This window comes from Micromonospora eburnea, assembly GCF_900090225.1.
Lineage (GTDB): Bacteria > Actinomycetota > Actinomycetes > Mycobacteriales > Micromonosporaceae > Micromonospora > Micromonospora eburnea.
In genome coordinates this window covers 1,113,718-1,139,482 of record NZ_FMHY01000002.1, presented here as the reverse complement: position 1 = coordinate 1,139,482, position 25,765 = coordinate 1,113,718, and the positions used below count along the sequence as shown (strand labels likewise).

General features: G+C 72.0%; 24 protein-coding genes. 11 read left to right on the top strand and 13 right to left on the bottom strand.

Going from position 1 to position 25,765, the window contains the following annotated elements; all coding sequences use genetic code 11:
• Positions 1 to 75: 75 nt before the first annotated feature.
• Positions 76 to 1,836, bottom strand: coding sequence for an aa3-type cytochrome oxidase subunit I (gene ctaD, locus GA0070604_RS05520; protein WP_091115176.1), 1,761 nt, complete (start codon positions 1,834 to 1,836; stop codon positions 76 to 78).
• A gap of 142 nt (positions 1,837 to 1,978) precedes the next feature.
• A complete protein-coding gene (locus tag GA0070604_RS05515) occupies positions 1,979 to 3,085 on the bottom strand; it encodes an FAD-dependent monooxygenase (RefSeq protein WP_091115173.1) in 1,107 nt (368 codons plus the stop codon).
• 198 nt (positions 3,086 to 3,283) lie between these two features.
• Between GA0070604_RS05515 and GA0070604_RS05510 the strand changes: the two genes are divergently transcribed.
• Positions 3,284 to 4,063, top strand: a complete 780-nt coding sequence (locus GA0070604_RS05510; RefSeq protein WP_244161765.1) for an IclR family transcriptional regulator — start codon at positions 3,284 to 3,286, stop codon at positions 4,061 to 4,063.
• 157 nt (positions 4,064 to 4,220) lie between these two features.
• On the top strand, positions 4,221 to 5,357 hold the full coding sequence (locus tag GA0070604_RS05505; protein WP_091115166.1) for a glycoside hydrolase family 12 protein: 1,137 nt from the start codon (positions 4,221 to 4,223) through the stop codon (positions 5,355 to 5,357).
• Between the two features lie 84 nt (positions 5,358 to 5,441).
• Here GA0070604_RS05505 and GA0070604_RS05500 read toward each other — a convergent pair whose 3' ends face one another.
• Positions 5,442 to 6,227 carry an aldo/keto reductase gene (locus tag GA0070604_RS05500; RefSeq protein ID WP_091115163.1) on the bottom strand — a complete coding sequence of 262 codons (786 nt, stop codon included), beginning with the start codon at positions 6,225 to 6,227 and terminating at the stop codon, positions 5,442 to 5,444.
• A gap of 129 nt (positions 6,228 to 6,356) precedes the next feature.
• Here GA0070604_RS05500 and GA0070604_RS05495 point away from each other — a divergent pair, with 129 nt between their 5' ends.
• Positions 6,357 to 7,391, top strand: coding sequence for a DNA polymerase ligase N-terminal domain-containing protein (locus tag GA0070604_RS05495; protein ID WP_091115159.1), 1,035 nt, complete (start codon positions 6,357 to 6,359; stop codon positions 7,389 to 7,391).
• A 9-nt stretch (positions 7,392 to 7,400) separates the two neighbouring features.
• Positions 7,401 to 8,588 (top strand): threonine synthase, encoded by a 1,188-nt coding sequence (locus tag GA0070604_RS05490; RefSeq protein WP_091115157.1) that lies wholly within the window; start codon positions 7,401 to 7,403, stop codon positions 8,586 to 8,588.
• A gap of 60 nt (positions 8,589 to 8,648) precedes the next feature.
• Here GA0070604_RS05490 and GA0070604_RS05485 read toward each other — a convergent pair whose 3' ends face one another.
• From GA0070604_RS05485 to GA0070604_RS05470, 4 genes are all read right to left on the bottom strand, one after another.
• A complete protein-coding gene (locus GA0070604_RS05485; RefSeq protein ID WP_091115154.1) occupies positions 8,649 to 9,041 on the bottom strand; it encodes a cupin domain-containing protein in 393 nt (130 codons plus the stop codon).
• Positions 9,042 to 9,241: 200 nt separating this feature from the next.
• Entirely contained in the window at positions 9,242 to 10,024 is a 783-nt protein-coding gene (locus GA0070604_RS05480) for a hypothetical protein (RefSeq protein ID WP_141721243.1), read from the bottom strand.
• A gap of 108 nt (positions 10,025 to 10,132) precedes the next feature.
• Positions 10,133 to 10,609: a septum formation initiator gene (locus tag GA0070604_RS05475; protein ID WP_091115146.1), complete on the bottom strand. Its 477-nt coding sequence runs from the start codon at positions 10,607 to 10,609 to the stop codon at positions 10,133 to 10,135.
• Positions 10,610 to 10,766: 157 nt separating this feature from the next.
• Entirely contained in the window at positions 10,767 to 13,172 is a 2,406-nt protein-coding gene (locus GA0070604_RS05470) for a M14 family zinc carboxypeptidase (protein WP_167363401.1), read from the bottom strand.
• A gap of 320 nt (positions 13,173 to 13,492) precedes the next feature.
• On the opposite strand from GA0070604_RS05470, the gene GA0070604_RS05465 reads away from it, so the two are divergent.
• Positions 13,493 to 14,320, top strand: a complete 828-nt coding sequence (locus tag GA0070604_RS05465; RefSeq protein WP_091115138.1) for an abortive infection family protein — start codon at positions 13,493 to 13,495, stop codon at positions 14,318 to 14,320.
• Between the two features lie 452 nt (positions 14,321 to 14,772).
• On the opposite strand, the gene GA0070604_RS05460 is transcribed toward GA0070604_RS05465, so the two are convergent.
• Both GA0070604_RS05460 and GA0070604_RS05455 read right to left on the bottom strand, forming a co-directional pair.
• The gene (locus GA0070604_RS05460; RefSeq protein ID WP_167363400.1) at positions 14,773 to 15,327 is read right to left on the bottom strand and encodes a PspC domain-containing protein; all 555 of its coding nucleotides are present in this window, start codon (positions 15,325 to 15,327) and stop codon (positions 14,773 to 14,775) included.
• A 14-nt stretch (positions 15,328 to 15,341) separates the two neighbouring features.
• Complete coding sequence (locus GA0070604_RS05455) at positions 15,342 to 15,653, bottom strand: PadR family transcriptional regulator (protein ID WP_091115131.1); 312 nt, start codon at positions 15,651 to 15,653, stop codon at positions 15,342 to 15,344.
• Positions 15,654 to 15,875: 222 nt separating this feature from the next.
• Between GA0070604_RS05455 and GA0070604_RS05450 the strand changes: the two genes are divergently transcribed.
• The 3 genes from GA0070604_RS05450 to GA0070604_RS05440 all read left to right on the top strand — a co-directional run bounded on the left by GA0070604_RS05450 (position 15,876) and on the right by GA0070604_RS05440 (position 18,481).
• Positions 15,876 to 16,571 carry a response regulator transcription factor gene (locus GA0070604_RS05450; RefSeq protein WP_091115128.1) on the top strand — a complete coding sequence of 232 codons (696 nt, stop codon included), beginning with the start codon at positions 15,876 to 15,878 and terminating at the stop codon, positions 16,569 to 16,571.
• A complete protein-coding gene (locus GA0070604_RS05445) occupies positions 16,568 to 17,845 on the top strand; it encodes a sensor histidine kinase (protein ID WP_091115126.1) in 1,278 nt (425 codons plus the stop codon). Before GA0070604_RS05450 ends, GA0070604_RS05445 begins: the two co-directional genes overlap by 4 nt.
• An 81-nt stretch (positions 17,846 to 17,926) precedes the next feature.
• A complete protein-coding gene (locus GA0070604_RS05440) occupies positions 17,927 to 18,481 on the top strand; it encodes a PepSY domain-containing protein (RefSeq protein ID WP_141721242.1) in 555 nt (184 codons plus the stop codon).
• A gap of 89 nt (positions 18,482 to 18,570) precedes the next feature.
• Here the strand turns inward: GA0070604_RS05440 and GA0070604_RS05435 are convergent, their stop codons facing one another.
• Positions 18,571 to 18,852, bottom strand: coding sequence for an iron-sulfur cluster biosynthesis family protein (locus GA0070604_RS05435; protein WP_091115121.1), 282 nt, complete (start codon positions 18,850 to 18,852; stop codon positions 18,571 to 18,573).
• A gap of 371 nt (positions 18,853 to 19,223) precedes the next feature.
• Here GA0070604_RS05435 and dacB point away from each other — a divergent pair, with 371 nt between their 5' ends.
• On the top strand, positions 19,224 to 20,807 hold the full coding sequence (gene dacB / locus GA0070604_RS05430) for a D-alanyl-D-alanine carboxypeptidase/D-alanyl-D-alanine endopeptidase (RefSeq protein ID WP_091115119.1): 1,584 nt from the start codon (positions 19,224 to 19,226) through the stop codon (positions 20,805 to 20,807).
• 86 nt (positions 20,808 to 20,893) lie between these two features.
• On the opposite strand, the gene GA0070604_RS33860 is transcribed toward dacB, so the two are convergent.
• Both GA0070604_RS33860 and GA0070604_RS05420 read right to left on the bottom strand, forming a co-directional pair.
• A complete protein-coding gene (locus GA0070604_RS33860) occupies positions 20,894 to 21,865 on the bottom strand; it encodes a hypothetical protein (protein ID WP_091115117.1) in 972 nt (323 codons plus the stop codon).
• Positions 21,866 to 21,948: 83 nt separating this feature from the next.
• Complete coding sequence (locus GA0070604_RS05420; protein ID WP_091115115.1) at positions 21,949 to 22,542, bottom strand: pentapeptide repeat-containing protein; 594 nt, start codon at positions 22,540 to 22,542, stop codon at positions 21,949 to 21,951.
• A 65-nt stretch (positions 22,543 to 22,607) separates the two neighbouring features.
• Between GA0070604_RS05420 and GA0070604_RS05415 the strand changes: the two genes are divergently transcribed.
• Positions 22,608 to 23,840 (top strand): serine hydrolase domain-containing protein, encoded by a 1,233-nt coding sequence (locus GA0070604_RS05415; protein WP_091115113.1) that lies wholly within the window; start codon positions 22,608 to 22,610, stop codon positions 23,838 to 23,840.
• 46 nt (positions 23,841 to 23,886) lie between these two features.
• On the opposite strand, the gene GA0070604_RS05410 is transcribed toward GA0070604_RS05415, so the two are convergent.
• Positions 23,887 to 24,945 (bottom strand): hypothetical protein, encoded by a 1,059-nt coding sequence (locus GA0070604_RS05410; protein ID WP_091115111.1) that lies wholly within the window; start codon positions 24,943 to 24,945, stop codon positions 23,887 to 23,889.
• A 174-nt stretch (positions 24,946 to 25,119) separates the two neighbouring features.
• Between GA0070604_RS05410 and GA0070604_RS05405 the strand changes: the two genes are divergently transcribed.
• Positions 25,120 to 25,761 carry an NAD(P)-dependent oxidoreductase gene (locus tag GA0070604_RS05405; RefSeq protein ID WP_091115109.1) on the top strand — a complete coding sequence of 214 codons (642 nt, stop codon included), beginning with the start codon at positions 25,120 to 25,122 and terminating at the stop codon, positions 25,759 to 25,761.
• The last annotated feature ends 4 nt before the right edge of the window (positions 25,762 to 25,765 follow it).

The following is a 25,765-nucleotide window of genomic DNA, read 5'->3' as shown; positions in this document are numbered from 1 at the left end:
GACCGGGGCGGCCGGCAGACGAGAGAGGCCCCTTCCCACCGTTTCCGGTGCGAAGGGGCCTCTGCCCTGCGATCGTCAGCGCTGGTCGCGGTTGCCGCTGGTGTCCTCCACGTAGCTGGCACCGCCGTCGGCCTCGCTGGTCAGCGGCTTGGCGCCACCCTCGGGCGGGCCGGCCAGGGCGGGCACCCCGGCGGCCAGCTCCGGGAACTTGAGGTCGAACGCCGGCCGCTCGGAGCGGATCCGCGGCATCCGGTCGAAGTTACGCAGCGGCGGCGGCGAGCTGGTGGCCCACTCGAGCGAGTTGCCGTAGCCCCACGGGTCGTCGACCTCGACCACCGGACCGGCCTTGTAGGACTTCCAGCAGTTGTAGATGAACGGCAGGGTCGAGATACCGGTGATGAACGCGCCGATGGTGGAGATCGTGTTCAGCGTGGTGAAGCCGTCGCCCGGCAGGTAGTCGGCGTACCGGCGGGGCATGCCCTCGTTGCCCAGCCAGTGTTGCACCAGGAACGTGGTGTGGAAGCCGACCATGGTGAGCCAGAAGTGGATCTTGCCGAGCCGCTCGTCGAGCATCCGGCCGAACATCTTCGGGAACCAGAAGTAGATGCCGCCGAAGACGGCGAACACGATCGTGCCGAAGAGCACGTAGTGGAAGTGCGCCACCACGAAGTACGAGTCGTGGATGTGGAAGTCCAGCGGCGGGCTGGCGAGCAGCACGCCGGTGAGACCACCGAAGAGGAAGGTGACCAGGAAGCCGATGGCGAAGAGCATCGGCGTCTCGAAGGTGATCTGGCCCCGCCACATGGTGCCGATCCAGTTGAAGAACTTCATACCGGTCGGCACGGCGATCAGGTAGCTGAGGAAGCTGAAGAACGGCAGCAGCACCTGGCCGGTGGAGAACATGTGGTGCGCCCAGACGCTCATCGACAGGGCGGCGATGGCGACGGTCGCGGCGACGAGACCCTTGTAACCGAAGATCGGCTTCCGGGAGAAGACCGGGATGATCTCGGAGATGATGCCGAAGAACGGCAGCGCGATGATGTAGACCTCGGGGTGCCCGAAGAACCAGAACAGGTGCTGGTACAGCATCGGGCCACCGGTGGCCGGGTCGTACACGTGGGTGCCGATCAGGCGGTCCGAGGCGACCGCCAGCAGCGCGGCGGCCAGCAGCGGGAAGATCAGGATGGCCAGCAGGCTGGTGACCAGCATGTTCCAGGTGAAGATCGGCATCCGGAACATGGTCATGCCGGGGGCGCGCAGGGTCAGGATCGTGGTGATCAGGTTGACCGAGCCGAGGATGGTGCCCAGGCCGGAGATGACCAGACCGATCACCCACAGGTTGGCGCCGACGCCCGGCGAGTGCTCCGCGGTGCTCAGCGGCGCGTACGCCGTCCAGCCGAAGTCGGCCGCACCGCCCGGCGCGATGAACCCGGCGGTGGCCATGGTGCCGCCGAACAGGTACAGCCAGTAGGCGAACGAGTTCAGCCGGGGGAACGCCACGTCGGGCGCGCCGATCTGCAGCGGCACCACGTAGTTCGCGAAGGCGAACACGATCGGCGTCGCGAAGAACAGCAGCATGATCGTGCCGTGCATGGTGAAGAGCTGGTTGTACTGCTCGGGCGACAGGAACTGCAGGCCCGGCTGCGCCAGCTCGGCGCGCATGATCAGGGCCATCAGGCCGCCGATAAGGAAGAACGCGAACGCGGTGACCATGTACATGATCCCGATCTGCTTCGCGTCCGTGGTCCGCAGCAGCCGCGCGAGGGCCGACCCCTTGACCGGCTCGCGGACCGGCCAGGGCCGGGTCACGACCGGCTTGGGTGCGACGGTGGTCACGAGTGGCCTCCGGTTCTGGGTTGTCCCGCTCGGCAAACGCTGTTCATCTGCGCAGCCGTCATCCGCAAGGAGGATAGTCCCCGGCAGGTGGCAGCGCCGCCGGGGGTGGGCGGCTACGATCCCCGCCGCCTGGCACAGTGCCTCAGAGCGGGTCCACGAGAAGTCGGTAGTGCTCCTGGAAGATGCGCCGGCCACGTCCGCGTAGCAACGGGTCGCGCAGCGCGGGCGGCACGTCGCGGGTCCGGTTGCGGTCCCGGGTCCGGTCCCGCACCCATCGGGTACGCGGCCGTCGCCGGCTCTCGTACGCGATCAGCGCGGCCTCCACGCTGCCGGCGGCCCGCAGCGACTCGGCGAGCACCACCGCGTCCTCCAGCGCCATCGCGGCCCCCTGGGACAGGGTCGGCGCGGTGGCGTGCGCGGCGTCACCGACGAGCAGCACCCGGCCGTGGAACCAGCGCCCCAGCTCGACCTCCTCGGTCAGCTCGACGTGCACCGTCTCCAGCACGTCGAGGACGTCGGGCACCGGGCCGCCGTAGCCGCCGAACAGCTCGCGCAGCCGGGCCGGGGGGTCGGCCGGCAGCGCGGTGCCGGCCTCGTCGGCGTAGCAGTGCAGCGCGCCGGCGCCGATCGGCACCACCAGGAAGCCGGCGCGCTCGCCGAGTAGTGCGGTCCAGTCCGCGACCGGCGGGCCACCCCGGACCACCGCCCGGTAGACCACCTGCCCGACGGGGCGCGGCGGGCCGCCGAGCGCGGCCAGGGTGCGTACCGTCGAGCGCGGCCCGTCGGCACCGATGACCAGGTCGTACTCCCCGGATGTGCCGTCGGTGAAGCCGACCGCGACGCCGCCGGGCAGCGGCTCGACGGTGCTGATCTCGGCACCGTGCCGGACTGCGCCGCCGGCCCCGGTGAGCAGCACCCGGTGCAGTTCGGCGCGGGGCAGGGCGCGGCACTCCCCCACCCCGGCCCAGAGGGCGTCGAGGTCGACCTCGCAGAGCGGCGCGCCGGCGGCGTCGAGGAAGCGCTGGCGGTGGATGACGTGGCCGAGCGGTCGCACCGGGCCGTCCAGGTCGAGTCGGCGCAGCGCCCGCGCCGCGTTGCCCGGCAGGTACAGGCCGGTGTCGCCCCGCTCGGTGGGGGGCAGCTTCTCGGTGACGTCGGGCCGGAATCCCGCCAGGCGCAGGGCTCGGGCCACGGCGAGACCGGCGATGCCCGCGCCGACGACGAGGATGCGCAGAGGGGAACCACCCATCGTTGGGTACGCCTCCGGGAGGGGTTCGGCACGCGTTGGAGGCAAGACATTACTCGTCGCAATCGGTACACACCAGGGCTGATCAGCCCGGCTCGACCGCCTCTCCCGCCTTCCGGAAACCCTGACCGGCCTGCTGAACGTCGTTCCGTCGGCGCCGGAGGCTCCCCCGACGTATTGATGGTCACTAGAGTGGCCGCCGTGGCGGCAGGCGAGGCACGACACCCGGTGAAGTCGGCGGGTCGCGCCCTCGACGTGCTGGAGGCCCTCGCCGACCCGGCCGGGCCCCGGTCGCTGGTGGAGCTGAGCCGGAGCCTGGGCATCCCCAAGAGCAGCCTGCACGGCATCCTGCACACCCTGCTCGCCCGCGGCTGGATCGCGGCCGACCCCACCGGGACCCGGTTCGGCCTGGGCCTGCGGTCGCTCCAGGTCGGGGCGGCGTATCTGGCCGGCACGGACGCGGGTGGGTCGCTCGGGGTGCTGCTGGACCAGCTCGCCGCCCGGTTCGGCGAGACCGTGCTGCTGTGCCGGCGCGCCGGCGACGCGGTGGTGGTGCTGGCCAAGCGGGAGTCGGCCCACACGCTGCGACCACACGTGCCGCTCGGCGCCCGGTTGCCGGCACACGCCACCGCGGCCGGCCGGGCGCTGCTCGCCCAACTGTCGGACGACGCGGTGGACCGGCTGCTCAGCTGGCCGCTGCCGGCGCTCACCGAGCGGACCACCACCCGCCCCGAGGAGCTGCGCGCCCAGCTCGCCGCCGTCCGCCGGCGGGGCTGGGCGGTGGTGGAGGAGGAGAGCGGGCCGGGGTTGGTCGGGGTGGCGGTGGCGCTGCCCCTGCGGGACCCCGCGCTGGACGCGCTCGCGGTGGTGGCGCCGGTCAACCGGCTGGGGCCGGCGACGCAACGACGGGTGGCGGTGGCGTTGCGCGCGGCGGCGGCCCAGGCGCGCGCGGCGCGGGCCCTGCTCGGCGAGGACTTTTAGAACCCCGTTCGGAAGGGTGAACGGACCGCTGCTTCCGGCACCTCACCCCGTTGCGCGGCAGTTTCAAGCATGTAAATGTGTTGGCTGGGCTTGGGAGCGCTCCCGGCCCCTGTCCCGTCCCGAACACCGGCGCCGCGCGCCGAAGCCAAGGAGCATCATGAAGCGTCCCCTGAGGGCCCTCGCGGCCGCCGGCCTGATGGCCGCCGGCACGCTCGTCGCCGTCGCTCTCGGCGGCACCGCCTCCGCCGACACCCAGATCTGTGACCAGTACGGGTCCACCACCATCGGCGGCAAGTACGTCGTGCAGAACAACCGCTGGGGCACCAGCGCACAGCAGTGCATCAACGTCACCTCCACCGGTTTCTCCATCACCCGGCAGGACGGCACGGGGAACACCAGCGGCGCCCCGGTCTCCTACCCGTCCATCTACGTGGGCTGCCACTACACGAACTGCTCGCCCGGCACCAACCTGCCGGCCCAGGTGAAGAACATCAGCAGCGCCCCGGCCAGCATCAACTACAACTACGTCAGCGGCGCCGTCTACGACGCCGCGTACGACATCTGGCTCGACCCCAGCCCCAAGAAGGACGGGGTGAACCAGATGGAGATCATGATCTGGTTCAACCGGCAGGGCCCGATCCAGCCGATCGGCTCCGTGGTGGGCACCGCCAACCTCGCCGGACGCAGCTGGGAGGTCTGGCGCGGCAGCAACGGCTCCAACAACGTCATCTCGTACGTGTCGTCGTCGGCGATCCCCAGCCTGAGCTTCGACGCCATGACGTTCATCAACGACACCCGTAGCCGCGGCGCGATCACCACCGACTGGTACCTGACCAGCATCCAGGCCGGCTTCGAGCCGTGGCAGGGCGGCGTGGGCCTGGCGGTGACCTCCTTCTCGCAGAGCGTCAACACCGGTGGCACCCCGCCGACGACGGCCCCGCCGACCACCGCGCCCCCGACCACGCCCCCGCCGACCGGCGGCTGCACGGTGAAGTACACCCCGAACTCCTGGAACAACGGCTTCACCGCCGACGTGCAGATCACCAACAACGGCTCGTCCACGATCAACGGCTGGACGCTCACCTACAACCTGCCGAGCGGACAGCAGATCACCAGCTCGTGGAACGCCACCGTCACCCAGAGCGGCTCCGCGGTGACCGCCAAGAACGTCAGCCACAACGGCACCCTCACGCCAGGCGCCTCGACGGCCTTCGGCTACCAGGGCACGCTGAGCGGCACGTACTCGTCACCGACCAGCTTCTCGCTCAACGGAACGGCCTGCTCCCGGGCCTGACGCCGGACGAACGGAACGGGCGTGGTCAATCGACCGCACCCGTTTCCGCGCCCCAACCAGAACCGGCCCGGTCGTCCGGGCGGGTCAGGTGCCGAGGGCGTCGATGTCGCGCATCTCCTCGGCACTGAGCGAGAAGCGGAAGACGTCGGCGTTGGCCCGGATCCGATCCGGGTGGACCGACTTCGGGATCACCACGATCTCGTGGTCGATGTGCCAGCGGAGCACCACCTGCGCGGGCGAGGCGTTGTGCGCCGCGGCGATCCGGACCAGCACCGGATCGGACAGGTCGGTGTCCCTGAGCGGGCTGTAGCCCTCCAGCACCACGCCGCGGTCCCGGTGCGCGGCGAGCACGTGCCGGTCGTACAGCGTCGGGTTCCACCGGATCTGGTTGACCGCCGGATTCTCCTCGGTGGCCTGGATCAGCTCGTCGATCTGGTCGATGCTGTGGTTGCTCACCCCGACGGCCCGGGCCATGTTCTCGTCGCGGGCGGCGAGCAGTTCCCGCCAGACCGGGATGCCCTCGCCCGGCGAGGTCGGCGGCCAGTGGATGAGCCAGAGGTCGACGTAGTCGGTGTCCAGGGCGGCCAGGCTCGCCTCGATGGTCTCCCGCTCCCGGCCCACCGCCTCGGGCGGCAGCTTCGTGGTGATGAAGACGTCCTCCCGGCGTAGTCCGCTCTCCTTGACCGCCCGGCCGACCTCCCGCTCGTTGCCGTACATGGTGGCGGTGTCGATGTGCCGGTAGCCGGCGTCGAGGGCGGCGAGCACCGCGTCGTACCCGGCCTCGCCGGTGGCCTGCCAGGTGCCGAAGCCGAGCAGCGGCATCCGTACCTCGCCCGGGAGCACGGCGGTGGGCTGTTCAGGGCTGGTCATGGCGCCTGTTCTACCCGTGATCGCCCCCACCATGCCGCCGGTCACCGGCAGGGCCGCGGACCGTTACGAGGTGGCAGGAACCGGACGGTCCGCCGTGCCGACGTACCCGACGTGCCGGACAATGCGGGGGTGGCTGACCGGCTGGAGGAGTACCGGCGGAAGCGGGACGCGGCGCGTACCCCCGAGCCGGTGCCGGAACCGGCCCCCCGGCGGAGGCGGCCCTCCCGCCGCAAGCCGCGTTTCGTCATCCAGCAGCACCACGCCCGGAGCCTGCACTGGGACCTGCGGCTGGAGCACGACGGCGTGCTGGCGTCCTGGGCGGTGCCCCGCGGCCTGCCCCGCGACCCCGGCCGCAACCATCTCGCCGTGCACACCGAGGACCACCCGATGGAGTACCTCACGTTCCACGGTGAGATCCCGGCCGGCGAGTACGGCGGCGGGCGGATGACCATCCATGACACCGGGACGTACCGCGCCGAGAAGTGGCGCGACGACGAGGTGATCGTGGTGCTCGACGGGGAACGGACGAGCGGCCGTTACGTGCTGTTCGCCACCGGGGGCCGGGGCCGGGACTGGATGGTCCGGCGCACCGACCCGGCCCCGGAGGGCTGGACGCCGATGCCCGACCTGATCCGCCCGATGCACTCCACCCCGGCCGCCCGGCTGCCGAGGGACGAGGCCGCGTGGGGCTACGAGCTGCGCTGGGACGGCGTACGGGCGCTGGCGTACGTCTCGGGCGGCCGGCTGCGGCTGCTGGACGAGACCGACGAGGAGATCACCGGGGCGTACCCGTGGCTGCGCGTGCTGGCCGAGGAGTTGGCGCCCACCGAGGCGGTGCTGGACGGCGTGCTGGTCCGCATCGACCCGGCCGGGCGGGTCCGGGCGCCCACGAAGCGGGACGGCCAGTTCCTCGCCGTCGACCTGCTCTGGCTGGAGGGCGTGACCACCCTCGACCTGCCGTACGACCAGCGCCGCGAGCTGCTCGACGGTCTGGCGATCACCGGCCGGCACTGGCAGACTCCGCCGTGGTTCCCGGGTGTCGGCGCGGACGCCCTGCGGACCGCCGGCGAGCAGGGGCTCCCGGGCGTGGTGGCCAAGCGCCTCGACTCCCCGTACGAGCCGGGTCGGCGCAGCCGGCACTGGCTGAGCATCGACACGAGCTGAGGGACCATCGTGCACCTGACGCACCTGGAGTGCCCGCGCTGTGGCCGGGAACGCCCCGCGGACGAGCCGCGAAACCTGTGCGACTGTGGCTCTCCGCTGCTGGCCCGCTACGACCTGGCCGCGGTGGCCGCGTCGGTGACCCCCGAGCAGTTCGGCCTCCGGCCGGCCGATCTGTGGCGCTACCGGGAGCTGCTGCCGGTGGTCGACCCTCGCTTCGTGACCACGCTCGGCGAGGGCTGGACGCCGCTGCTGCGCGCCCCCGCGTACGGCGCCGAGATCGGGATCCCGGAACTGATCGTGAAGGACGAGGGGCTGGCCCCGACCGGATCGTTCAAGGCCCGGGGCGCGGCGGTGGGCGTGAGCCGGGCCCGGGAGCTGGGCGTCGAGCGGATCGCCATGCCCACCAACGGCAACGCCGGGGCGGCCTGGGCGACGTACGCGACCCGGGCCGGGCTGGGCGCGACCATCGCCATGCCGCTCGACGCGCCCACCGTCTGCCGCCGGGAGTGCGTCGCGGCCAGAGCCGACCTGCGCCTGGTGGACGGCCTGATCAGCGACGCCGGCCGGTGGGTGGCGGGGCTGGTCGCCGAGTCGGGCGGGCGGATCTTCGACGCCGGCACGCTGCGCGAGCCGTACCGCCTGGAAGGCAAGAAGACCATGGGGTACGAGATCGTCGAGCAGCTCGGCTGGCAGGTGCCTGATGTGATCATCTATCCGACCGGCGGCGGGGTCGGGCTGATCGGCATCCACAAGGCGCTGCACGAGTTGCGCGAGCTGGGCTGGGTGGAGGACCGGCTGCCCCGCCTCGTCGCGGTGCAGTCCACCGGCTGCGCGCCGATCGTCCGGGCGTTCGCGGCCGGCGAGCCCCGGGCCACCCCGTGGGCGGACGCGCACACGCTGGCGTTCGGCATCACCGTGCCGTCCCCGCTCGGCGACGAGCTGATCCTGACCGCGCTGCGGGACAGCGGCGGGACCGCGGTCGCCGTCGACGACGCCGCGATCCTCGCCGACCTGCGCGACTTCGCCGCCCGGGAGGGCCTGCTGCTCTGCCCGGAGGGGGCCGCCTGCCTGACCGCCGCCCGACAGCTGCGCGCCGGGGGCTGGATCCGGGCCGGCGAGCGGGTGGTGGTGTTGAACACCGGCGCGGGGCTGAAATACCCGGAGACGGTGGACGTCTCCACCGTCCCGCTGGTGTAAGGAAGGGCCCCTTACTAACGCCTCCGGTAGAGCAGGGGCCCCCTGTTAACAAGGACAGGATCAGGCGGTGGGCGGCTCGTCCTGGCCGGCCGCCTCGGCCGCCTCCGCCTCCTCCTTGGTCCGGTGCACGGCCCCGTCGGCGTGGTCGGGTGGGCCGTAGACGGTGTAGAGGACGAGCGGGTTGGGCCCGGTGTTGACGAAGTTGTGTTTCGTGCCGGCCGGTACGACCACCAGATCACCGGAGACCACCTCCTTCTTCTCACCGGCCACCCGGGCCTCGCCGGTGCCGCTGACGAAGGTGAGGATCTGGTCGATGCCCTCGTGGACCTCCTCGCCGATCTCCCCGCCCGGCGGAATCGTCATGATCACCAACTGGGTTTGCCCACCGGTCCACAGCACCCGGCGGAAGTCCGGGCTCTTCTCGGCGACGGTCTCGATCGTGAAATGCTCCATGGCGCGCACATACCCGGTCCGCGCGCCCGTCACGCCGGGACGCGCAGATCGTGGAGTTCGCCACCTCTCCGTGGTTTGGATCCCTGTTCAGCGGGGATCTGGTGGCCAGGACCGGTTCGTGCTGGGCCGGTCGAGCCAAGTCCCCGCTGTCGTACCGCCGTACGGCTGCGGTGGTGGGAGACGGCCAGAGCGCGGCGACGTTACGACCCCGGTCGGACGGCGCCGTGCGCTCGTGCCCGCGCCCGCCCCGCCCGTCGACAGCCGACGAGCACCAGCGCCCCGGCCACGAACCGCAACGCCTCGGTCAGTTCGCTGGCCGGCCACGCGTTCCCCGCGAACCGCCGCCGGTACTCCGCCTCGCTCAGGAACTCCAGTGTGGCCTGCTGGTTCGTCGGGCGCAGCCAGGAGAACCAGCCCTGCGCGGGGTCGTCGAGGAGGAGCACCGCCACCAGGCCCAGGCCGAGGGCCACCGCCACCGCGCCGGACCGGGCCAGGGCCAGCACGGCCAGGGCGACCAGCACCGCGTACGCGGGCAACGCGTCGACCGGCCCGAGCGCCAGCGCGAGCCCGCCGGCCGCCACGGCCAGCACGACGGCCACGGCAGTGCGCCCCCGATCGGCGGCGAGTCGAGGCAGCGCGGACACCGCGAGAGTGAGCGCGACCCCGGCCACGGCCAGCAGGGCCCACCACCGGAGTTGCTGGCCGGTGAGCCCGGGGTCGGACGGCGGCAGCGGCGACAGGAACTGCAACCCTGGTGCGTCGCCACCCGACGGCAGCGACAGCACACCGACCGCCACCCCGGCGAGGCCGAGCCCGTACCGGGTGCGCCGGGCCAAGTCGGGCGTGGTCAGCGCGACTCCGGCGGCGGCGATCCAGGCGAGGGTGTGCGCGGCGGGCAGCAGCGGTACGGCGTACCAGCGTCCGATCAGGTGGGCGAGGGCGAGCCCGGCCGCGAGCGCGGCGAGCAGGCGGTGGGGACGCACGGCGCGATGTTGCCACAGGGCGCCGTCGAGCGCCGTCCGGCCGCGACGCCGTGCGCCGCGCATCGCCGTCGCCGCCGGTGCCGGACGGCCGGACCGTCGCGGCTGGACTCAGTCGTGGGTCTCCGCCACCGGTCGCCCGCCGACGCAGCGCAGCTTCAGCTCGTACTCGCCCGCCGAGCCTTCGAAGCGGACCTCGACGTGATCGTCCGGCCCCCGGTCGGGAGTGTCCTTGGCCCGGTAGCCCTGGGCGGGCGACCAGGTGACCAGGCGTACCCCGGCCGGCCCGCATTCCGCCACCGCCGTACCGCCGGGGGTGACGAAACTCCGCCGAGCCGCGGTGGCGGTCGGGCCGCGGGTCGGCGGCGGGCTCGCCGCGGCGGCGGTCGGGGTCGGACCGCCGCTCGGCACGCCGGGCGCCGGCTCCGGTGACGCGAGCGCGCGGGCGACCTCCCGCTGGTCGAGTACGCCGCCCGGGGTGCCGGTGATGCCGTCTCCGACCAGCCGGATCGCGCCCAGCCCGACGAGCGTGGCGGCGACGGTGGTGGCCAACCATCCGACGGCGGCGAGGATCGGTCGACGGCCCATGCCCCGAGTGTCCCCGAGGAAGGGTTAAGACCGGCACCGGGGAAGGTTAAGAGCGTCGACGTGGCTCGCGGCAGGAACGACGCCGAGTCGGCGTACGCGGAAAGGCCGGTGGCCGCCGACCTCGGGCCGGCGGCCACCGCTGTTCGATCGAGATCGACTATTTGACAGATACGGTCTGCTTGTTGTGGTTCTTGCCGTTGCCGTCCGGCTTGTAGTTGCTCTCCACGTTGCCGGCGATGTCCACGGAGAACCAGTTGACGGTCGTGTTGCTCTTCACCGTGATGTTCTGGACACCCTCCCGCATGCCGGCGAGGGCCAGCTTGGGCGAGTCGAACGTCGGCCGGCTGCCGTCGAGCGTGTAGTACACGTTCGCCGGCTCACTGACACTGAAGGTGAAGGTGGTTTCGCCCGGCTCCTGCTTGACGATCTTCACCGTGCTCTTCGGCTGGATCTTGTCGGTCGCGTACGCCCGGGCGACCTCAAGGATGCCGATGTTGCCGTTGGCGAACTCCATCGCCTCCTCGTGGCCCTCGGCGAACGGCGGCTGGAAACCGACCGCGGTGAACCGCTTGGTCGCCGGGTTGTAGACGTCCGCGCCGACCTCGAAGTCCCAGCCGATGATGCCCCGGTTGTACCAGTGCTCGTCCGCGCTGTTGCCGGCCGCCGAGTAGAGCACGTCGGTCACCGGCCCGGTACGGCCCGGCCAGATCGCGGTGCCCCGGTATTCCTGCACCCGGGAGAGGATGTAGTCGGAGGAGGTCCAGAAGAAGGCCTCGGTGCCCTGGTCCACCCGCGGCAGCACCTCCCGCCCGGCGGTCTTGTACGCCCCCGGCGGCCACATGAAGTAGCCGCCGTAGGAGTGGGTGTTCATCGAGAGCTTGATGTTCGGGAAGTTGTCGACCAGCCAGACCTCGTTGCGCGCCTCCGGCTCGGACAGCTCGCTCGGGCCGGCGAAGGTCTCACTCGTGCAGCTGGTCGCCGATGCCCCGTTGTAGCCGTCGAAGACGGAGCCGACCGAGAAGTTGCGGTTGACGTCCACGCCCCAGGCGTTGCGGTTGGCCGGGTCCGCCGACGCCGCCGGGCAGTAGTTGGTCATGTTCTTCCGCTGCATGTTGTAGTCGTACATGCTGTAGTGCGCGCCGTCCGGGTTGACCACCGGCAGGATGAAGATGTCCAGGTCATCGACGATCTTGCGGGTGTTCGGGTCCTGCGCGTAGTTGCGCAGCAGCCGCTCGGCCGACTCCACGCAGACCAGCGGGGTCACCCACTCCCGGGCGTGCTCCTGGCAGTAGAGGAAGACGCCGACCTTCGAGCCGTCCCGGTGCTTGCCGATCCGCAGCACCTTCATCTGGAACGGGTCGCGGGACACGCTCGCCGGCGCCTTCAGGTTGTCGGTCAGCTGGGTGACGCCGGTCGCGGCCACCACGCCGGTGCCGGCGTTGCCCCGGTAGGTGCTGGCCGTGAGCAGCTTGGCGGCGTCGGCGTGGCCGTTGACCGCGGCGACGACCTGCGCCGCGGTGCTGGTGACCGCGCCGGAACCGTTGGTCGCCAGGTTCACCGTGACGGCCTTGCCGGAGACGCCGACGGTCAGCGGGGCGTTGGCCGCGCCCGGGTTGACCAGCGACATGGTGATGTCGTTGCCGCCCTCGGAGCCGTACGCCTTCGAGGTGACGTAGAGGATGCTCGCCGTGGCGGTGCCGAACTGCGCCTGCGCCTGGCGCCGGTAGCCGTTCGTCTTGTACGGCAGGTCGATCAGCTGGGTGAGCTTCGGGAACTCCGCGGCCAGCGAGGTGAACCGGGCGGTGACCTCGGTCGGGTCCATGTAGTGGTCGACGAAGTCCGACACGTACGGGTGGTCGCCGGTGACCTTGCGCGGGCTACCCAGCCACCTGCCCACGTCGACCGTGACCGAGCCACCCTTGTTGCTGGTGATGGTGGCCCTGGACGGCGCGACGTCGATGGCCAGCGGGTTGCTGAACCGGTGGTACATGTACTGGCCGGCGTCGGTGAACCGGGACAGGGTGGTGGTGCCGCCGGAGCCGATCTCGGTGCCCGCCCCGCGGTCCCAGCTCACCGTGAGCACCGTGGTCGAGTCGGCGCCGGCGCTCGACTTCACCTCGACGTTGAGGAAGAGCTGGTCGTCGAGGCTGGTGAACCACTCGGACCGCAGCACCGTCAGGGTGTCGGTGCTGGCGGCCAGGGACTGCACGGCCCGGACCGCGGCGGACCGCTCGGCCACGTTCTCCGCGTAGTCGCTCTGGTCGGAGATCGCGTCCTGCACGTCGAAGCCCTGGTCCCGCAGCGCCTGGCTCTCCTCCGGGCTGAGGATCGCGTGCACCTCGATGCCGTTGTCGACCGGCTTGACGTACTCGGCGAGGTCGACGCCCAGCTCGTTGAGCCGGTCGATGCCCGACTTGTCGGCGACCACGATACGCATCAGCCCGACGCCGTTCTGATCGCCGCTCGACGACCTGTCGGGGGCCACCGCGCTGTCCGACGTCGGGTTCGCGAGGCCGGGTGCGCTGACGGCGAGCGCCAGCGGCAGCGCCAGCAGGGCCAGCAATCGGCCCCGTCTGATCGGTCTCCTTGTGCTCCTCATGAGAGTCCTTCCTGGCAGGGAGGTCCCGAGGGCGACCCGGTGGGGGTCCCGGCACGACCTCGGCAGCCACAGTTGGCCGGAAGTGTGATCCGACTCTCACAAGCTGTCAAGATCGATGTCATCAAGGGCGGGCGTTGGTCCCTACCGAATCGAACGATCATCCCGGTCCGGCTGTCCGCACCGCCTGCGCCGTGCCTCCAGGCGGGCGGGCAGCGTCTGCCCGGCATGGTGACCCGGCGAACCGGTTAGCGTCCGGCCTTCGGCCCGTGACACGATCCACGGTCGTGCAGCAGCTCCTGTCAACGCAGACCATCGTCGCGGTAGCCGATCTCGCCACAGGGGCCGTGAACACGATGGATGTCGCCTCCGCCGCTAGGGCCGTCGGCCTGCGGTTCGTGCCCGACCGGCGCAACACGCAAGAGCAAATCCCCTCACTGCGCGCTGCCGGAGCTGCCTACAACACGATCGTCGCCGCGGACTTGACGGACCCGGAGAACGTGGCGCGGGTGCTGCGTTTCGCCTCCCGGATCGCCGAACTGCACGAGGCGGGGGCAGGGGCACACCGCGACATGGTGGTCCGGCTGCGGAACTGCTTGCACGACGACGGGTATGCCCTCGACGCCCCCGGTGACCCGCTCGCGGCGATCGCCGGCCTAGCGGCCACCGCCACCGCCGCGCTCGCCGACGCCGCGGCGATCCGTCAGGAACTGACGCGGCTGGAACGCGCCCTGCCCGACGACACGGGCGCGCTGATCGGCCGGGCGAAGAACCTGATCGAGGCCACCGCCAAGGCGGTGCTCGCGCTGCGCGGGGAACCGGTAAGCGACAAGGACGAGGTGCCCGCGCTGGTGGCGAAGGCCAGCCAGGCCCTCGGGGTGCACGTCACCCAGGCCGCTGGCCCGCAGCTGGACCAGGTGAAGCGCATCCTCAGCCGTCTCCACCCGCTCACTCAAAACGTGGCCGAGCTGCGGAACAAGGTCGGTGACGGGCACGGCATGACCGGCGTGCCGGCGGTCGACGCTGCGGTCGGCCGGTTGGCGGCCCGTTCAGCGATCGCCTGGTGCGCGTTCATGCTGGAGGTCGCGATGAGCGGGCGCGGCGCCGGGCGCTGAGAGCCAGCCGGCAGCGGCCGGTCGTCTCCGCTGCCGGGCCGCGCCAACCGTGAAGCGGTGCCGACCGGATGGGTCTGCCCGTCGGCCTTGCGGTGCGTGGGCCACACGGCCGTGTCGCGGCGGTCCCGCCACGTCACCGTCACCGGTACCCCGAGAGCGCTGGCGGCGGGCGGCGGCGTACATGCCACCGGTCACGGCGGTACGGGCCGCGTGCCCGGCGTGCCATTCGCCCGAGCAAGAAGTCTGCCCGGCGTCCACGCGGGCGGCCAGTTGCTCGACGGTCTCCCGCCGCCTCACCGGCCCCCCCGTAGTTTCCAGCCCAAGCAACGTTAAGGACTGATCTTCAGCCGGCCGACCGCGGCGGCCCGTCCGTTCGGTGGCGGCCGATGTGAGGGGTAGGTGGAGGAGCTTGCTCAGCGTCGGGGACGACCTTCCACGGCAGTTCAAACGGTCTACGGGTAGTTGCGGCCCAGGCGGTGGAGGCGTCGATACTCAGCGACGGAGCGAACCGGTGGCAGCGCCACGATGAGGACGATGTAGCCGAGCGCAGCTGCGGCCAGAAACAAGAGCATGGGGATGCCCTCTCCGAGTGGAGCCAGGATGCCTGCAACGAGGAACACGGCGACCGCCGCAACACCTCGAACCCACGCAGGATCGAGGTTCGCACGCGCTGCCACCCCGAGGCACACCCCCGCCAGCCACTTGCCCTCGGTGACACGAACCCAGGACGGCAGGCGCTGCGGGGCACTCCCATTCTGCATCGTACGGCTCGACTCGATGGACCCCGTGCGATCGAGAAGGTTCTGCATCTGCACGGCGTCCACAACCGAACCGCCTTCGCACAGCGGCGCAAGCTGGTCACCAAGGGCCGCCTCGACGTCCCGCAGGGTTTCGTCACCATCAGGTTCGTTCTCCAGCGCAGCACGGGAGCGCGAGAGGTACGAGACCAGGTCAGAATGCGCATCATCAGTGAGCGTGAACAGCTGAGCGTGCCCAGCAAGTCTCATGTGCCGAGTAGCAGTCATGGCTGTCGTCCTATCCGTTCGATCATTTGGGTCAGAGCGGTCCAGTACTCCCTGAACGCGGCTAGCTGCTCTTCCCCGGCGCTCGTGAGGTTGAAGTACTTGCGTGGCGGTCCCGTCGGTGACTCTCTCCATTCGTGGCTCACCAGCTCTTCGCGGCGCAGCTTTGCCAGGAGCGGATAGAGGGTGCCCTCCTGAACAGGAAAGCCTGCGCCCCTCAGCACAACGACAACCTCGGCGGGGTACCGCTGCGCGGCTTCCAGGGAGGCCAACACGAGCGGCTCAAGCATCCCTCTCCTGAGCGCCGCCATCCGCGGATTATCTTCTTCCACGAAGGTACTATATCGCAGCTAGGTACCATAACGGGATGGCCTACCGGGAGCGACAGCACGTGCACCTGCGGGAACTTCGCCCGAAAACGGTCTAGCCGTTATGTCCGCGGACCCGATCCGGCCCTCGCGCCGCAGACCGGAGCGCCTGCGCGAACCGGACGAGGTGTGACCCGGAGCACGGCGGCGGCTACGGTGCAACCTGTGGCGCGGCTGCTGCTCATCGAGGACGACCTGACGATCCGTACCCCGTTGATCCGGGCCCTGCGGGAGCGCGGCCACGCGGTCGCCGCGGCCTCCACCGCGATGACAGGGTTGCGCGACGCCCTCGACGACCGGCCCGACCTCGTCGTGCTCGACCTGGGACTGCCCGATCTGGACGGTCGGGAGGTGCTGCGGATGCTGCGCGCGGTCAGCTCGGTGCCGATCGTCGTGGCCACCGCGCGGGATGACGAGGCCGAGATCGTCCGGATGCTCGACGCCGGGGCCGACGACTACCTGGTGAAACCGTTCACGGCCGCGCAACTGGACGCCCGGGTCCGGGCCGTGCTGCGCCGGTCGGCCGGGGACGCCTCGACCGGGGACCCCACGCTCGTGGTCGGCGGCCTGCGGATCGACCCGCGCTCCCGGCAGGTGCGCCTGGACGGGGTCCCGGTCGAGCTGACCCCGCGCGAGTTCGACCTGCTGCACCACCTCGCCGGGCGGCCGGGGCAGGTGGTCACCAAGCGGGAGCTGCTCACCGAGGTCTGGCGGATCCCGTACGGCGGCGCCGACAAGACCGTCGACGTGCACCTGTCCTGGCTGCGGCGCAAGCTGGGCGAGAGCGCCCAGGAACCGCGCTACCTGCACACCGTACGGGGTGTGGGGGTGCGGCTGGAGGCGCCGGGAGCCGCCCGGTGAGGGGCCGGCTGGCGTTGCTCGCCGCCGCGGTCAGCGTGCTCGTCCTGACCGCCTTCCTGGTGCCGTTGGCGCTGCTGGTCCGCACCGTCGCCGCGGACCGGGCGACCGTACGGGCCACCGCTGACGCGCAGAGCCTGGTGCCGTTGGTCGGCACGGCCGACCCGGCCACCGTCCGGCTGACCGTCGAGCAGCTCGCCGCGGACTCGGGCCGGCCGGTCAGCGTGTTCCTGCCCGACGGCACCGTGCTCGGCGCCTCCGTGCCGCGTACGCCGGCGGTGGCGCTCGCCGCGCGGGGGCAGAGCCTGACCGCCGAGTCGGCCGACGGACGGGAGGTGGTGATCGCAGTCCAGGGCCGCCCGGACGGGACGGCGGTGATCCGTACGGTGGTCCCCCGGTCGCAGCTCACCGCCGGGGTGGCCCGGGCCTGGCTGGTGCTCGCCCTGCTCGGGGTGCTGCTGGTGCTGGTCGGGCTGGTCGTCGCCGACCGGCTGGCCCGGACCCTGGTGCGGCCGATCACCGAACTCTCCGCGGTCTCCCACCGGCTCGCCAACGCCGAACTCGACGCCCGGGTCACCCCGGCCGGGCCCGCCGAGCTGCGGGAGGTCGCCGGGGCGCTGAACCACCTGGCCGGACGGATCCAGGTGCTGCTGCGCGAGGAGCGGGAGCAGGTGGCCGACCTGTCGCACCGGCTGCGTACCCCGCTGACCGCGCTGCGGCTGGAGGCCGAGTCGCTGCGCGACCCGGACGACGCGGCCCGGCTGACCACGGCGGTGGACGGCCTGGAACGGGCGGTCACCGGTCTGATCCAGCAGGCCCGCTGGCGCAGCTCGACACGGGACGGCCGGGCCGGCTGCGACGCGGCGGCGGTGGTCGGCGAGCGGGTGGCGTTCTGGTCCGTCCTCGCCGAGGACACCGGCCGCAGGGTGGCCCTCGATCTCGCGCCCGGCCCGCTGCCGGTGGGAGTGACCGACGACGAACTGGCCGCGGCGGTGGACGCGCTGCTGGGCAACGTCTTCGCGCACACACCGGACGGCACACCGTTCACCGTCCGGCTCACCCACGAAGCGGGGCAGGTCGCGTTGACGGTGGCCGACTCCGGCCCGGGGATGCCGGCCGGAGCGGTGCGGAGGGGCGCCAGCCGGACCGGTTCGACCGGGCTGGGCCTGGACATCGCCGACCGGGCCGCCCGGGCCAGTGGCGGCCGGTTGGAGCTGCGCGGCGGGTCCGACGGGGGTGCCGTCGTGCTGCTCCGGCTCGGGCCGCCGCGACCTTAACCTGGGCTTATCCGCCGGGCAGCGCGCCGCTATCCCCGCCGCGCCGATCCTCGATGGCACAACCGAGGAGAGGTGGCGAAGATGCGACGAACTTCCCTGGTCCTGGCGGTGGCCGGCGGGGCCGCGGTGCTTGCGGTGGCCGGTGCGGCGCTCGGCGTGACCACGGCCGACCGGCCGGCTCCCGGCACCGCGCTCAGCGCGGTGACGGCCGGCCCGACGGGCGACGACAATCCGAAGCCGGACGACGACCCGACCCCCGGCGGTGCCACGCCGAGCGCCGCCGCCGGGACCGCTGGCGGCGCGGTCAGCCGGACGCGGGCCGGCGAGATCGCGCTCGCCCGTGCCGGTGGCGGCCGCATCGTGGAGATCGAGGCCGAGACGGAGCACGGCCGTCCGGTGTGGAGTGTCAAGGTGGTCGACGGCGGTATCCGGCACGAGGTCAAGGTCGACCGGGGCAACGGTGCCGTGGTGGAGGCCGAACGGGAGCGGACCGACGACCACGGCGGCGCACGGACCCGGACCGACGACCACGGCAGGGTCCACGGCGGCTCCGACGACCGGTACGACGACCACGGGGGCACCCGCGGCCGCAGCGACGACACCCACGACGACGACCACGGCGGCTCCGACGACTGAGCGGATCCGCGCCGGGTCCGGGGTCAGGGCGGACCGCTCCGCCCTGACCCTTCCTCGTCAGCGGACGGTGCGGCCAGCCGGGCCCTTGGTCACTCCTTCGAGGTGAAGCCGAACTGCACGATCCCCTCCTCGTCGACCACCGCGTCGACGGAGGTGTCGTTGAGCAGTTGGGCGGCGTCGGCGTCGAGGAAGATCCGGGCCCCCTGGTTGTCGACCACCTGGTCGCCCTGCACCGGCTGCGGCACCAGCTCGATGGAGAGCGAACCGGCCTCGGTGTCGGCGGCGATACGCAGCCCGCCACCGTCGGCGACGTCCTGCTGCTCGGTCAGGTCGCGGATCACCAGGACGGCGTTGTCGGTCATGGTCAGCATCGCGGAACTCCTCGTGGCTGCTTCGGGATCGCGGACGGGTCGACGCGGCCCATGCGGCCGGGTCCGGACCCGGAATGGCAAATCAGTCCTCGCCACACGAAACGGGGCAGGTCGAGCGCCCCTCATCGCCTACGGTGCCCCCTGTACAGGCATCCGTCAAATAGAGCGAAGTCAGTCGACACCGGGGCCGCCGGCACCTGACCCGAACGGGTGACGCGGGCACCGGACCGGTGTTTCCCGAACCCCGCCGCCGGGTATGCGGACGGGTTCGGCACCGCTCCAGCCGTCACCCGGGAGATCTGGGCACATCTTGGCAATAAGTTTCGAACTCCGGCCTTCTCCGGAGGAAAGCGCCATGCGAGCATCAACGGATGCATCGTCGTCGTTTTCCGCAGGCACTCGCGGTGCTGGCCCTGGTCGCCACCGCGGCCACCGCCGGCGCCCCCACCGCCACCGCCGATTCACCCAGCCCCGCGCAGGTCCGGCTGGCCGCCACCATCGACGCGGTCCTCGCCGACTCCCGGCTCGACGGCGCGCAGGCGGGCGTGGTCGTGGTGGACACCGCCACCGGGCAGACCCTCTACGACCGCAACGGGGACCGGCGGCTGATCCCCGCCTCCAACACCAAGCTGCTCACCTCCACGGCGGCGATGCAACTGCTCGGGCCGGGACACCGCTTCACCACCGACGTGGCCAGCGACGGCGTACGCCGGGGCGGAGTGCTCTCCGGGGACCTGTACCTGCGCGGCGGCGGCGACCCGACCCTGCTGGCCCGGGACTACGACCGGCTGGCCGCGCAGGTCGCGGCCGAGGGCGTACGGGTGGTGACCGGCAACCTGGTCGCCGACGACACCCGCTACGACCGGACCCGGCTGGGCCCGGACTGGACCTGGGACGACGAGTCCTACTACTACGCCGCGCAGGTTTCCGCGCTGACCGTCGCCCCGGACACCGACTACGACGCCGGCACCGTGATCGTGCAGGCCACCCCGGCCGCCAGGGCCGGCGTGCCACCGGCGGTCACGATGACCCCGCCCAACGGCTGGCTGCGCGTCGACAACCGGGCCGAGACGGTCGCCACCGGCCAGACCACCCTCTCGTTCGAACGCGAACACGGCGGCAACACCATCGTGGTGACCGGGCAGATCGCCGTCGCCGAGGAGCCGACCAGCGAATGGATGACGGTCTGGGAGCCGACCGGGTACGCCGCCGACATCTTCCGGTCGGCCCTGCGCCGGCACGGGGTACGCGTCCTCGGCCGGACCGTGCTCGGCCGGGCCACCCCGGGCGACGCGGCGACCATCGCCCGGCACGACTCGATGCCGCTGGCCGAGCTGATGGTGCCGTTCCTCAAGCTCTCCAACAACGGCCACGCGGAGGTGCTGACCAAGGAGCTGGGGCGGGTCCTCTCCGGCTCCGGCACCTGGTCGGCCGGGCTCGCCGCGATCGGCAACTACGCCGGCGGCTCCGGCGTGGACACCGGTACGCTGCGCCAGCGCGACGGCTCCGGCCTGTCCCGGCGCAACCTGGTCCCGCCGGCCCAGTTCGTGTCGCTGCTCGTGGCGGCCCGCGCCGAGCCGTGGTTCGACACCTGGTACGCGGCCCTGCCGCTGGCCGGCAACGCCGAACGTTTCGTGGGCGGGACGCTGCGCAGCCGGATGCGTGACACACCCGCGGCGAACAACGTGCACGCCAAGACCGGCAGCCTGACCGGCGCGTCCAGCCTCTCCGGCTACGTCACCGACGCCGACGGCCACCTGCTGGCCTTCTCCATCGTGCTGAACAACTACCTGACCTCGTCGGTCAAGGGGCTGGAGGACCAGATCGCGATCGCGCTGGCGTCGTACACCGAGAAGGGGGCGACCACGACGCGGCTGACGGTGCCGGCGGCGCCGGAAAGCCTCCGGGTGCCCGAGGGACTGGAGTGCTCCTGGGTGAAGCCCATCGTGTGCTGAAGGCCCGCGGCCCCTGCCCGGCCCACCGGGCAGGGGCCGCGGCCAGCCGGGCTCAGGACCCCCCCGATTGACAAACTGTCCCGAGTTCACCGGCCGCAGTGCGGGCAAGGGCGGCGGGTGCGCAGGTGGTGGCTCACCGCGGCGAGGCCCAGACCCCAGCCCCAGACCCAGTAACCAAGCTCGGCGGTCCAGAAGAACGCCAGCGTGTAGCGCCCGTCCGATTCGAACGTGCCGGTGACCGTCTCGACGGCGAGCTCGGCGATCCCGACGCCGAAGTAGCCGACCAGGCCGATCGCGAATACCGCCGCCGGCACCAGCAGCACCAGGCGCGGGACCCGCCGACCGGCCAACAGCGGCACCCAGCCGGGCCAGACCGTCCCCCACTGGTGGACCAGGGCCAGCGGCAGCAGCATTCCGGCGAGCAGGAAGCCCCCCTCGAAGATCAGCACCGAGAGGCCCTGGGCCAGCGGCAGGCCCTCGAAGCCCACCGCCACCTGGGCGGCCAGCCGCACCAGGCACCCGGCGACCGCTGACCAGGCAGCGATCCGGGCCCAGCGCGGCACCGGGCCGCCGGATGCGCGAGTCCGGCCGCACCGGCCGCAGTCCCCGCGGAAACGGCGGAGGTGGGCGAGCGCCGCCGCGTGCAGCAGCACCGCGCCGGTGAACGCACCGGCCCGGCTGAGGAAGCCGGCCAGGGTGAACGCCGGGCTGAGGTCGAGGATCAGGAAACCGACGACGTCGAGCAGGAGCAGCGCGCAGGAGGCCATGATGGCGGCGCAGGTCAACCACGCCGCCCCGAGCAGCGCCGGCCGCCAGGTGCGGGCGCGGCCGAGCGTGACACCGACCATCGCCGCAGCGACGTGGAGCGCGACCGCCCACCAGCCGGTCACCGCCACCAGATCGGTGCCGAGCGGCCCGAAGGACGGCCCCCCGGCCACCAGCCATGTCGCGCGCAGCGCGCCGTAGCCGATCGCCCAGGCCGCAGCGGCGTACGGCAGCCAGGCGAAACGGTTCCCGGTGGGATGGCCGGCGACCGGCGGCGGCATGGTGAGCGTCATGGCCCCACCCTGCCGCCCCCGGTCATGCGGCCCCTCCCGAGTGGGAGTGGACCGGCCTCCCCCGGAAGGGGGACGGGCCGCCGTCAGCGGATCTCGAAGCCCAGCGCCTGGGCCAGCACGATCGCCTGGCCGGCGTCGATGACCGCCCCGGCCCGCTCGACCGTCGTCGGGTCCAGCGCGGTCAGGTCGCTGCCGCGCAGGTCGGCGCGGAGCAGCTTGGCGGCGTGCAACTGCGCGCCGGAGAGGTCGACCCCGGTGACGGTGGCGCCGGTCAGGTCCGCGCCGGTGAGGTCGACCTCGCGCATGCGTACGTCGGCGAGGCGCACCCCGCGCAGGTCGGCCCGGGGCATGGCGACGAAGGACCAGTCGCCACCGCTGACCCGCAACGGGCGCAGGTCGCACTGCTCGAAGCTGCTGCCGACCAGCTTGCAGCCGGTGAACTCGGCCTCGAAGAGGTTGCACCGCTTGAAGGTGCAGCGGGTGAAGGCCGAGTCGGTGTGCCGGGAGGCGTTGAGGGCGACGTTGCCGAAGACGCACTCGGTGAAGACCGCCCCCTGACTGACCGCCTCGGTGAGGTCGACGTGGAAGAAGGAGCAGCGGACGAAGTGCCGCTCGACGAGTTCCTCGGCGTACCAGTCCTCGTCACGGTAGGTGACGTCCTCGGTGAGCTGCGACATCAGGCCAGATTAGAGTGGCCCGCCGACACTTCCCGGCGGACGTACCGGCCGATAGGTTCGGCGTCGTGAGCGTCGCAGTGAGCACCGACCCGGCCCGTATCGGTTTCGACCCCGCCCGACTGGAGCGGATCGACGAGCACTTCGGCAGGTATGTCGACGACGGCCGGCTCGCCGGCTGGCAGATCGTGGTGACCCGCCGGGGCGAGATCGCCCACTCCTCGACCTACGGGCTGCGCGACCGGGAGGCCGGTGCGCCGGTCGAGCCGGACACCCTGTGGCGCATCTACTCGATGACCAAGCCGATCACCTCCGTCGCGGCGATGATGCTGTGGGAGGAGGGCCGGTTCGAGCTGAACGATCCGATCAGCCGCTGGCTGCCGGAGTTCGCCGACGTCGGCGTCTATGACAAGGGCTCGGTGCTCAAGCCGTACACGGTGCCGGCGGTCGAGCCGATCCGGGTCTGGCACCTGCTCACCCACACCGCCGGCCTGACGTACGGCTTCGCGCAGAGCACCGTGGTCGACGGCCTGTACCGGGCTGCGGGCTTCGACCTGAGCGCGCCGCCCGGCATGGATCTGGCGGCGGCCTCCGCCGCTCTGGCCCGGTTGCCGCTGCTCTTCCAGCCGGGCACGAGCTGGAACTACGGCGTCTCCACCGACGTGCTGGGCCGGCTGGTCGAGGTGGTCTCCGGGCAGCGCCTGGACGAGTTCTTCGCCGAGCGGATCCTGCGGCCCCTGGGCATGACCGACACCCGCTGGTGGGTCGACGAGCCAGACGCCAAGCGGCTGGCCGCGCTCTACGCACCGCATCCGAGTACCGGGCAGACGCTGCGCCAGGACGGCATCGGCCACGCCGCGCTGGCCGAGCCGGGCTGGTTCTCCGGCGGTGGCGGGCTGATCTCCACGGCCGCCGACTACCACCGGTTCACCCAGTTCCTGCTGCGCGGCGGCGAGCTGGACGGCGTACGCCTGCTGGCGCCCCGCACGGTGCGCTTCATGACCCGCAACCACCTGCCCGGCGGGCGGGACCTGGCCTCGTTCGAGCCGCAGGGCTCCGCCGAGACGGTGCTCGACGGTATCGGCTTCGGCCTCGGCTTCGCGGTGGTGCTGGACCCGGTGCCGGCCCGGGTGCCGAGCAGCGTCGGCGAGTACTACTGGGGCGGGCTGGCCAGCACCGCGTTCTGGGTGGACCCGGTGGAGGAGGTCACCGCGCTGCTGTTCACCCAGCTCATGCCGTCCAGCACGTACCCGCTGCGCTCGCAGCTGCGCCAGCTGGTCTATTCCGCGCTGATCGACTGACCCGACGCGGGGCGCACTGCCCGATGGCAGCGCGCCCCGGCCGCGGTCAGACCAGCGGCTGGGCGCCGGTCGCGGTCACCTTCACCTTGCCCTTGCCGGAGAGCCCCGAGATCAGGTACGCCCGGTAGGTGCCGTCCGGCAGCACGGTCCACAGGTCCGGGGTGCCGTCGGCGTTGATGTCGGCGGCCCAGAGCGTGCTGACCGCCACGCCGGTGTTCCAGTTCGCCGCCACCTTGTACTGGGTGCGGGTCAGCGAGCCGGTGCCGTCACCGTTGTCGACCATGGTGACCCCGGTCCAGAGGTAGAGGTCGCCGGTGGTGGGGTTGTGCAGGAACAGCGCGACACCGGAGCCGACCTCGGTGCTGGCGATACGCCAGTTCTGCCAGTCGGCCCCGCCGGTCGGCGTGGGGTTGGTCAGTGCGGTGTTGTCCCCGTAATAACCCCCGGTTACGGCGAACGCGCAGGGATAGTAGTTGAGCCGGTAACCGTTCATGGCATCGCCAGCGGTGCCGACCATGTCCGGGAAGCCGTTGTCGTTGCCGTCCGCGGTGAACGCGTTCGCCAGCTGCAGCGGGCTGTTGCCGTTGGAGTCGAGCAGCTGCTCCCGCACGATTGTGAACTGGGCGCCCCGGTAGGGATCCTGCATGGTGCCGTCACCGGCACCCAGGATCACGCTACCGCCGCCTGCCGGGTCACCGGTCGCGTAGTAGTACAGGAAGTCCTGGCGATCCAGGCCGGAGAAGTGCCCGGTGAGAACCTGGGCGCCGTCGAAGTCGGCTGGCGAGGAGGTGCCGCTGACGCCGTTGCCCCGCAGGCCGATGTTGATGGCCGGGGTCTGCACCTGGCCGGTGCCGACGCCGGTCTTGGGGGACTTGACGCCGAGCGCGGACCAGACGCCGGAGGGAAGGCCGGTGCCGGGCCCGCCGACGGCGATCAGGTCCGGCACGCCGTCGCCGTCGAGGTCCTTGTCGACCGGGCTGGTGGTGACGGTCGGCGTGGGCTTCGGCTTCGCCGTGGCCGGGGCCGCCAGGGCCGGGACGAGGGCGGTCAGGGCGAGCGCGGCGGGCGCCGTCCAGGCGAGCAAGCGGCGGGTCGGAGAGTTCATGCTGTCCCCTTCGGCATTGACGATCTTGCTAACCGAACCGTACGCGCCGTTCGCAAGTTCCACGGCACAGCCCTCGGTCCGGGGAACGGCGGGATGGCCGATCCGGCACCGGCCGGGTGTTCGGCTCCCTAGCCTGATGAGGGGCGAGGACGTCGGGCGGAAGGGTGGTCGGCCATGGGCAGCATCGTCGTGTTCGGCGCCGGCGGGACCGCGGGCTCGCGGATCGCCGCCGAGGCGGTCGGGCGGGGTCACCGGGTCACTGCGGCGGTACGCCGCCCGGAGGCGACCAGCTACCTTCCGGCCGGGGTGCGTACGGTGACGGGCGACGCGACGTCCGCGCGCAGCATCCGCGAGCTGGCCGAGGACGCCGACGTGTTCGTGGTGGCGATCGGCGGCGGCGAGCGGGAGCTGTGGCGCGATGCCGCTCGGACCCTGGTCGACACGCTGCGGGAACTACCCGACCCGCCTCGGGTGATCCACGTCGGCGGCGGGGCGACGCTGCTGACGCCGAAGGGCACCCCGTACCTGGACGAGCCGGACTTCCCCGAGGAGTACCGGGACGCGGCGTTGGGCCAGGCCGACGCTTTGGCCGTCTACCGTTCCTCGGCTGACGGGGTGACCTGGACGTACGTCTCCCCGCCGCCGCTGGAGTTCCACCCCGGTGAGCGGACCGGCCACTACCGCACCGGCACGGACCAACCGGTGACCGATGACCAGGGCCGGTCGGTGCTCACCTACGAGGACCTGGCGGTGGCGATCGTCGACGAGATCGAGCGGCCGCGGTTCAGCAACGCGCGCTTCACCGCGGCCTACTGAGCCG

Bases quoted from the DNA above. Each gene is read 5' to 3' on its own strand.
- dacB (WP_091115119.1), top strand. From the start codon at position 19,224: ATGCATCGTCGTCGTTTTCCGCAGGCACTCGCGGTGCTGGCCCTGGTC.
- GA0070604_RS05405 (WP_091115109.1), top strand. From the start codon at position 25,120: ATGGGCAGCATCGTCGTGTTCGGCGCCGGCGGGACCGCGGGCTCGCGG.
- GA0070604_RS05420 (WP_091115115.1), bottom strand. From the start codon at position 22,542: ATGTCGCAGCTCACCGAGGACGTCACCTACCGTGACGAGGACTGGTAC.
- GA0070604_RS05455 (WP_091115131.1), bottom strand. From the start codon at position 15,653: ATGGCGGCGCTCAGGAGAGGGATGCTTGAGCCGCTCGTGTTGGCCTCC.
- GA0070604_RS05500 (WP_091115163.1), bottom strand. From the start codon at position 6,227: ATGACCAGCCCTGAACAGCCCACCGCCGTGCTCCCGGGCGAGGTACGG.
- GA0070604_RS05440 (WP_141721242.1), top strand. From the start codon at position 17,927: ATGCGACGAACTTCCCTGGTCCTGGCGGTGGCCGGCGGGGCCGCGGTG.
- GA0070604_RS05485 (WP_091115154.1), bottom strand. From the start codon at position 9,041: ATGGAGCATTTCACGATCGAGACCGTCGCCGAGAAGAGCCCGGACTTC.
- GA0070604_RS05435 (WP_091115121.1), bottom strand. From the start codon at position 18,852: ATGCTGACCATGACCGACAACGCCGTCCTGGTGATCCGCGACCTGACC.
- GA0070604_RS05410 (WP_091115111.1), bottom strand. From the start codon at position 24,945: ATGAACTCTCCGACCCGCCGCTTGCTCGCCTGGACGGCGCCCGCCGCG.
- GA0070604_RS05515 (WP_091115173.1), bottom strand. From the start codon at position 3,085: ATGGGTGGTTCCCCTCTGCGCATCCTCGTCGTCGGCGCGGGCATCGCC.
- GA0070604_RS05475 (WP_091115146.1), bottom strand. From the start codon at position 10,609: ATGGGCCGTCGACCGATCCTCGCCGCCGTCGGATGGTTGGCCACCACC.
- GA0070604_RS05460 (WP_167363400.1), bottom strand. From the start codon at position 15,327: ATGAGACTTGCTGGGCACGCTCAGCTGTTCACGCTCACTGATGATGCG.
- GA0070604_RS33860 (WP_091115117.1), bottom strand. From the start codon at position 21,865: ATGACGCTCACCATGCCGCCGCCGGTCGCCGGCCATCCCACCGGGAAC.
- GA0070604_RS05505 (WP_091115166.1), top strand. From the start codon at position 4,221: ATGAAGCGTCCCCTGAGGGCCCTCGCGGCCGCCGGCCTGATGGCCGCC.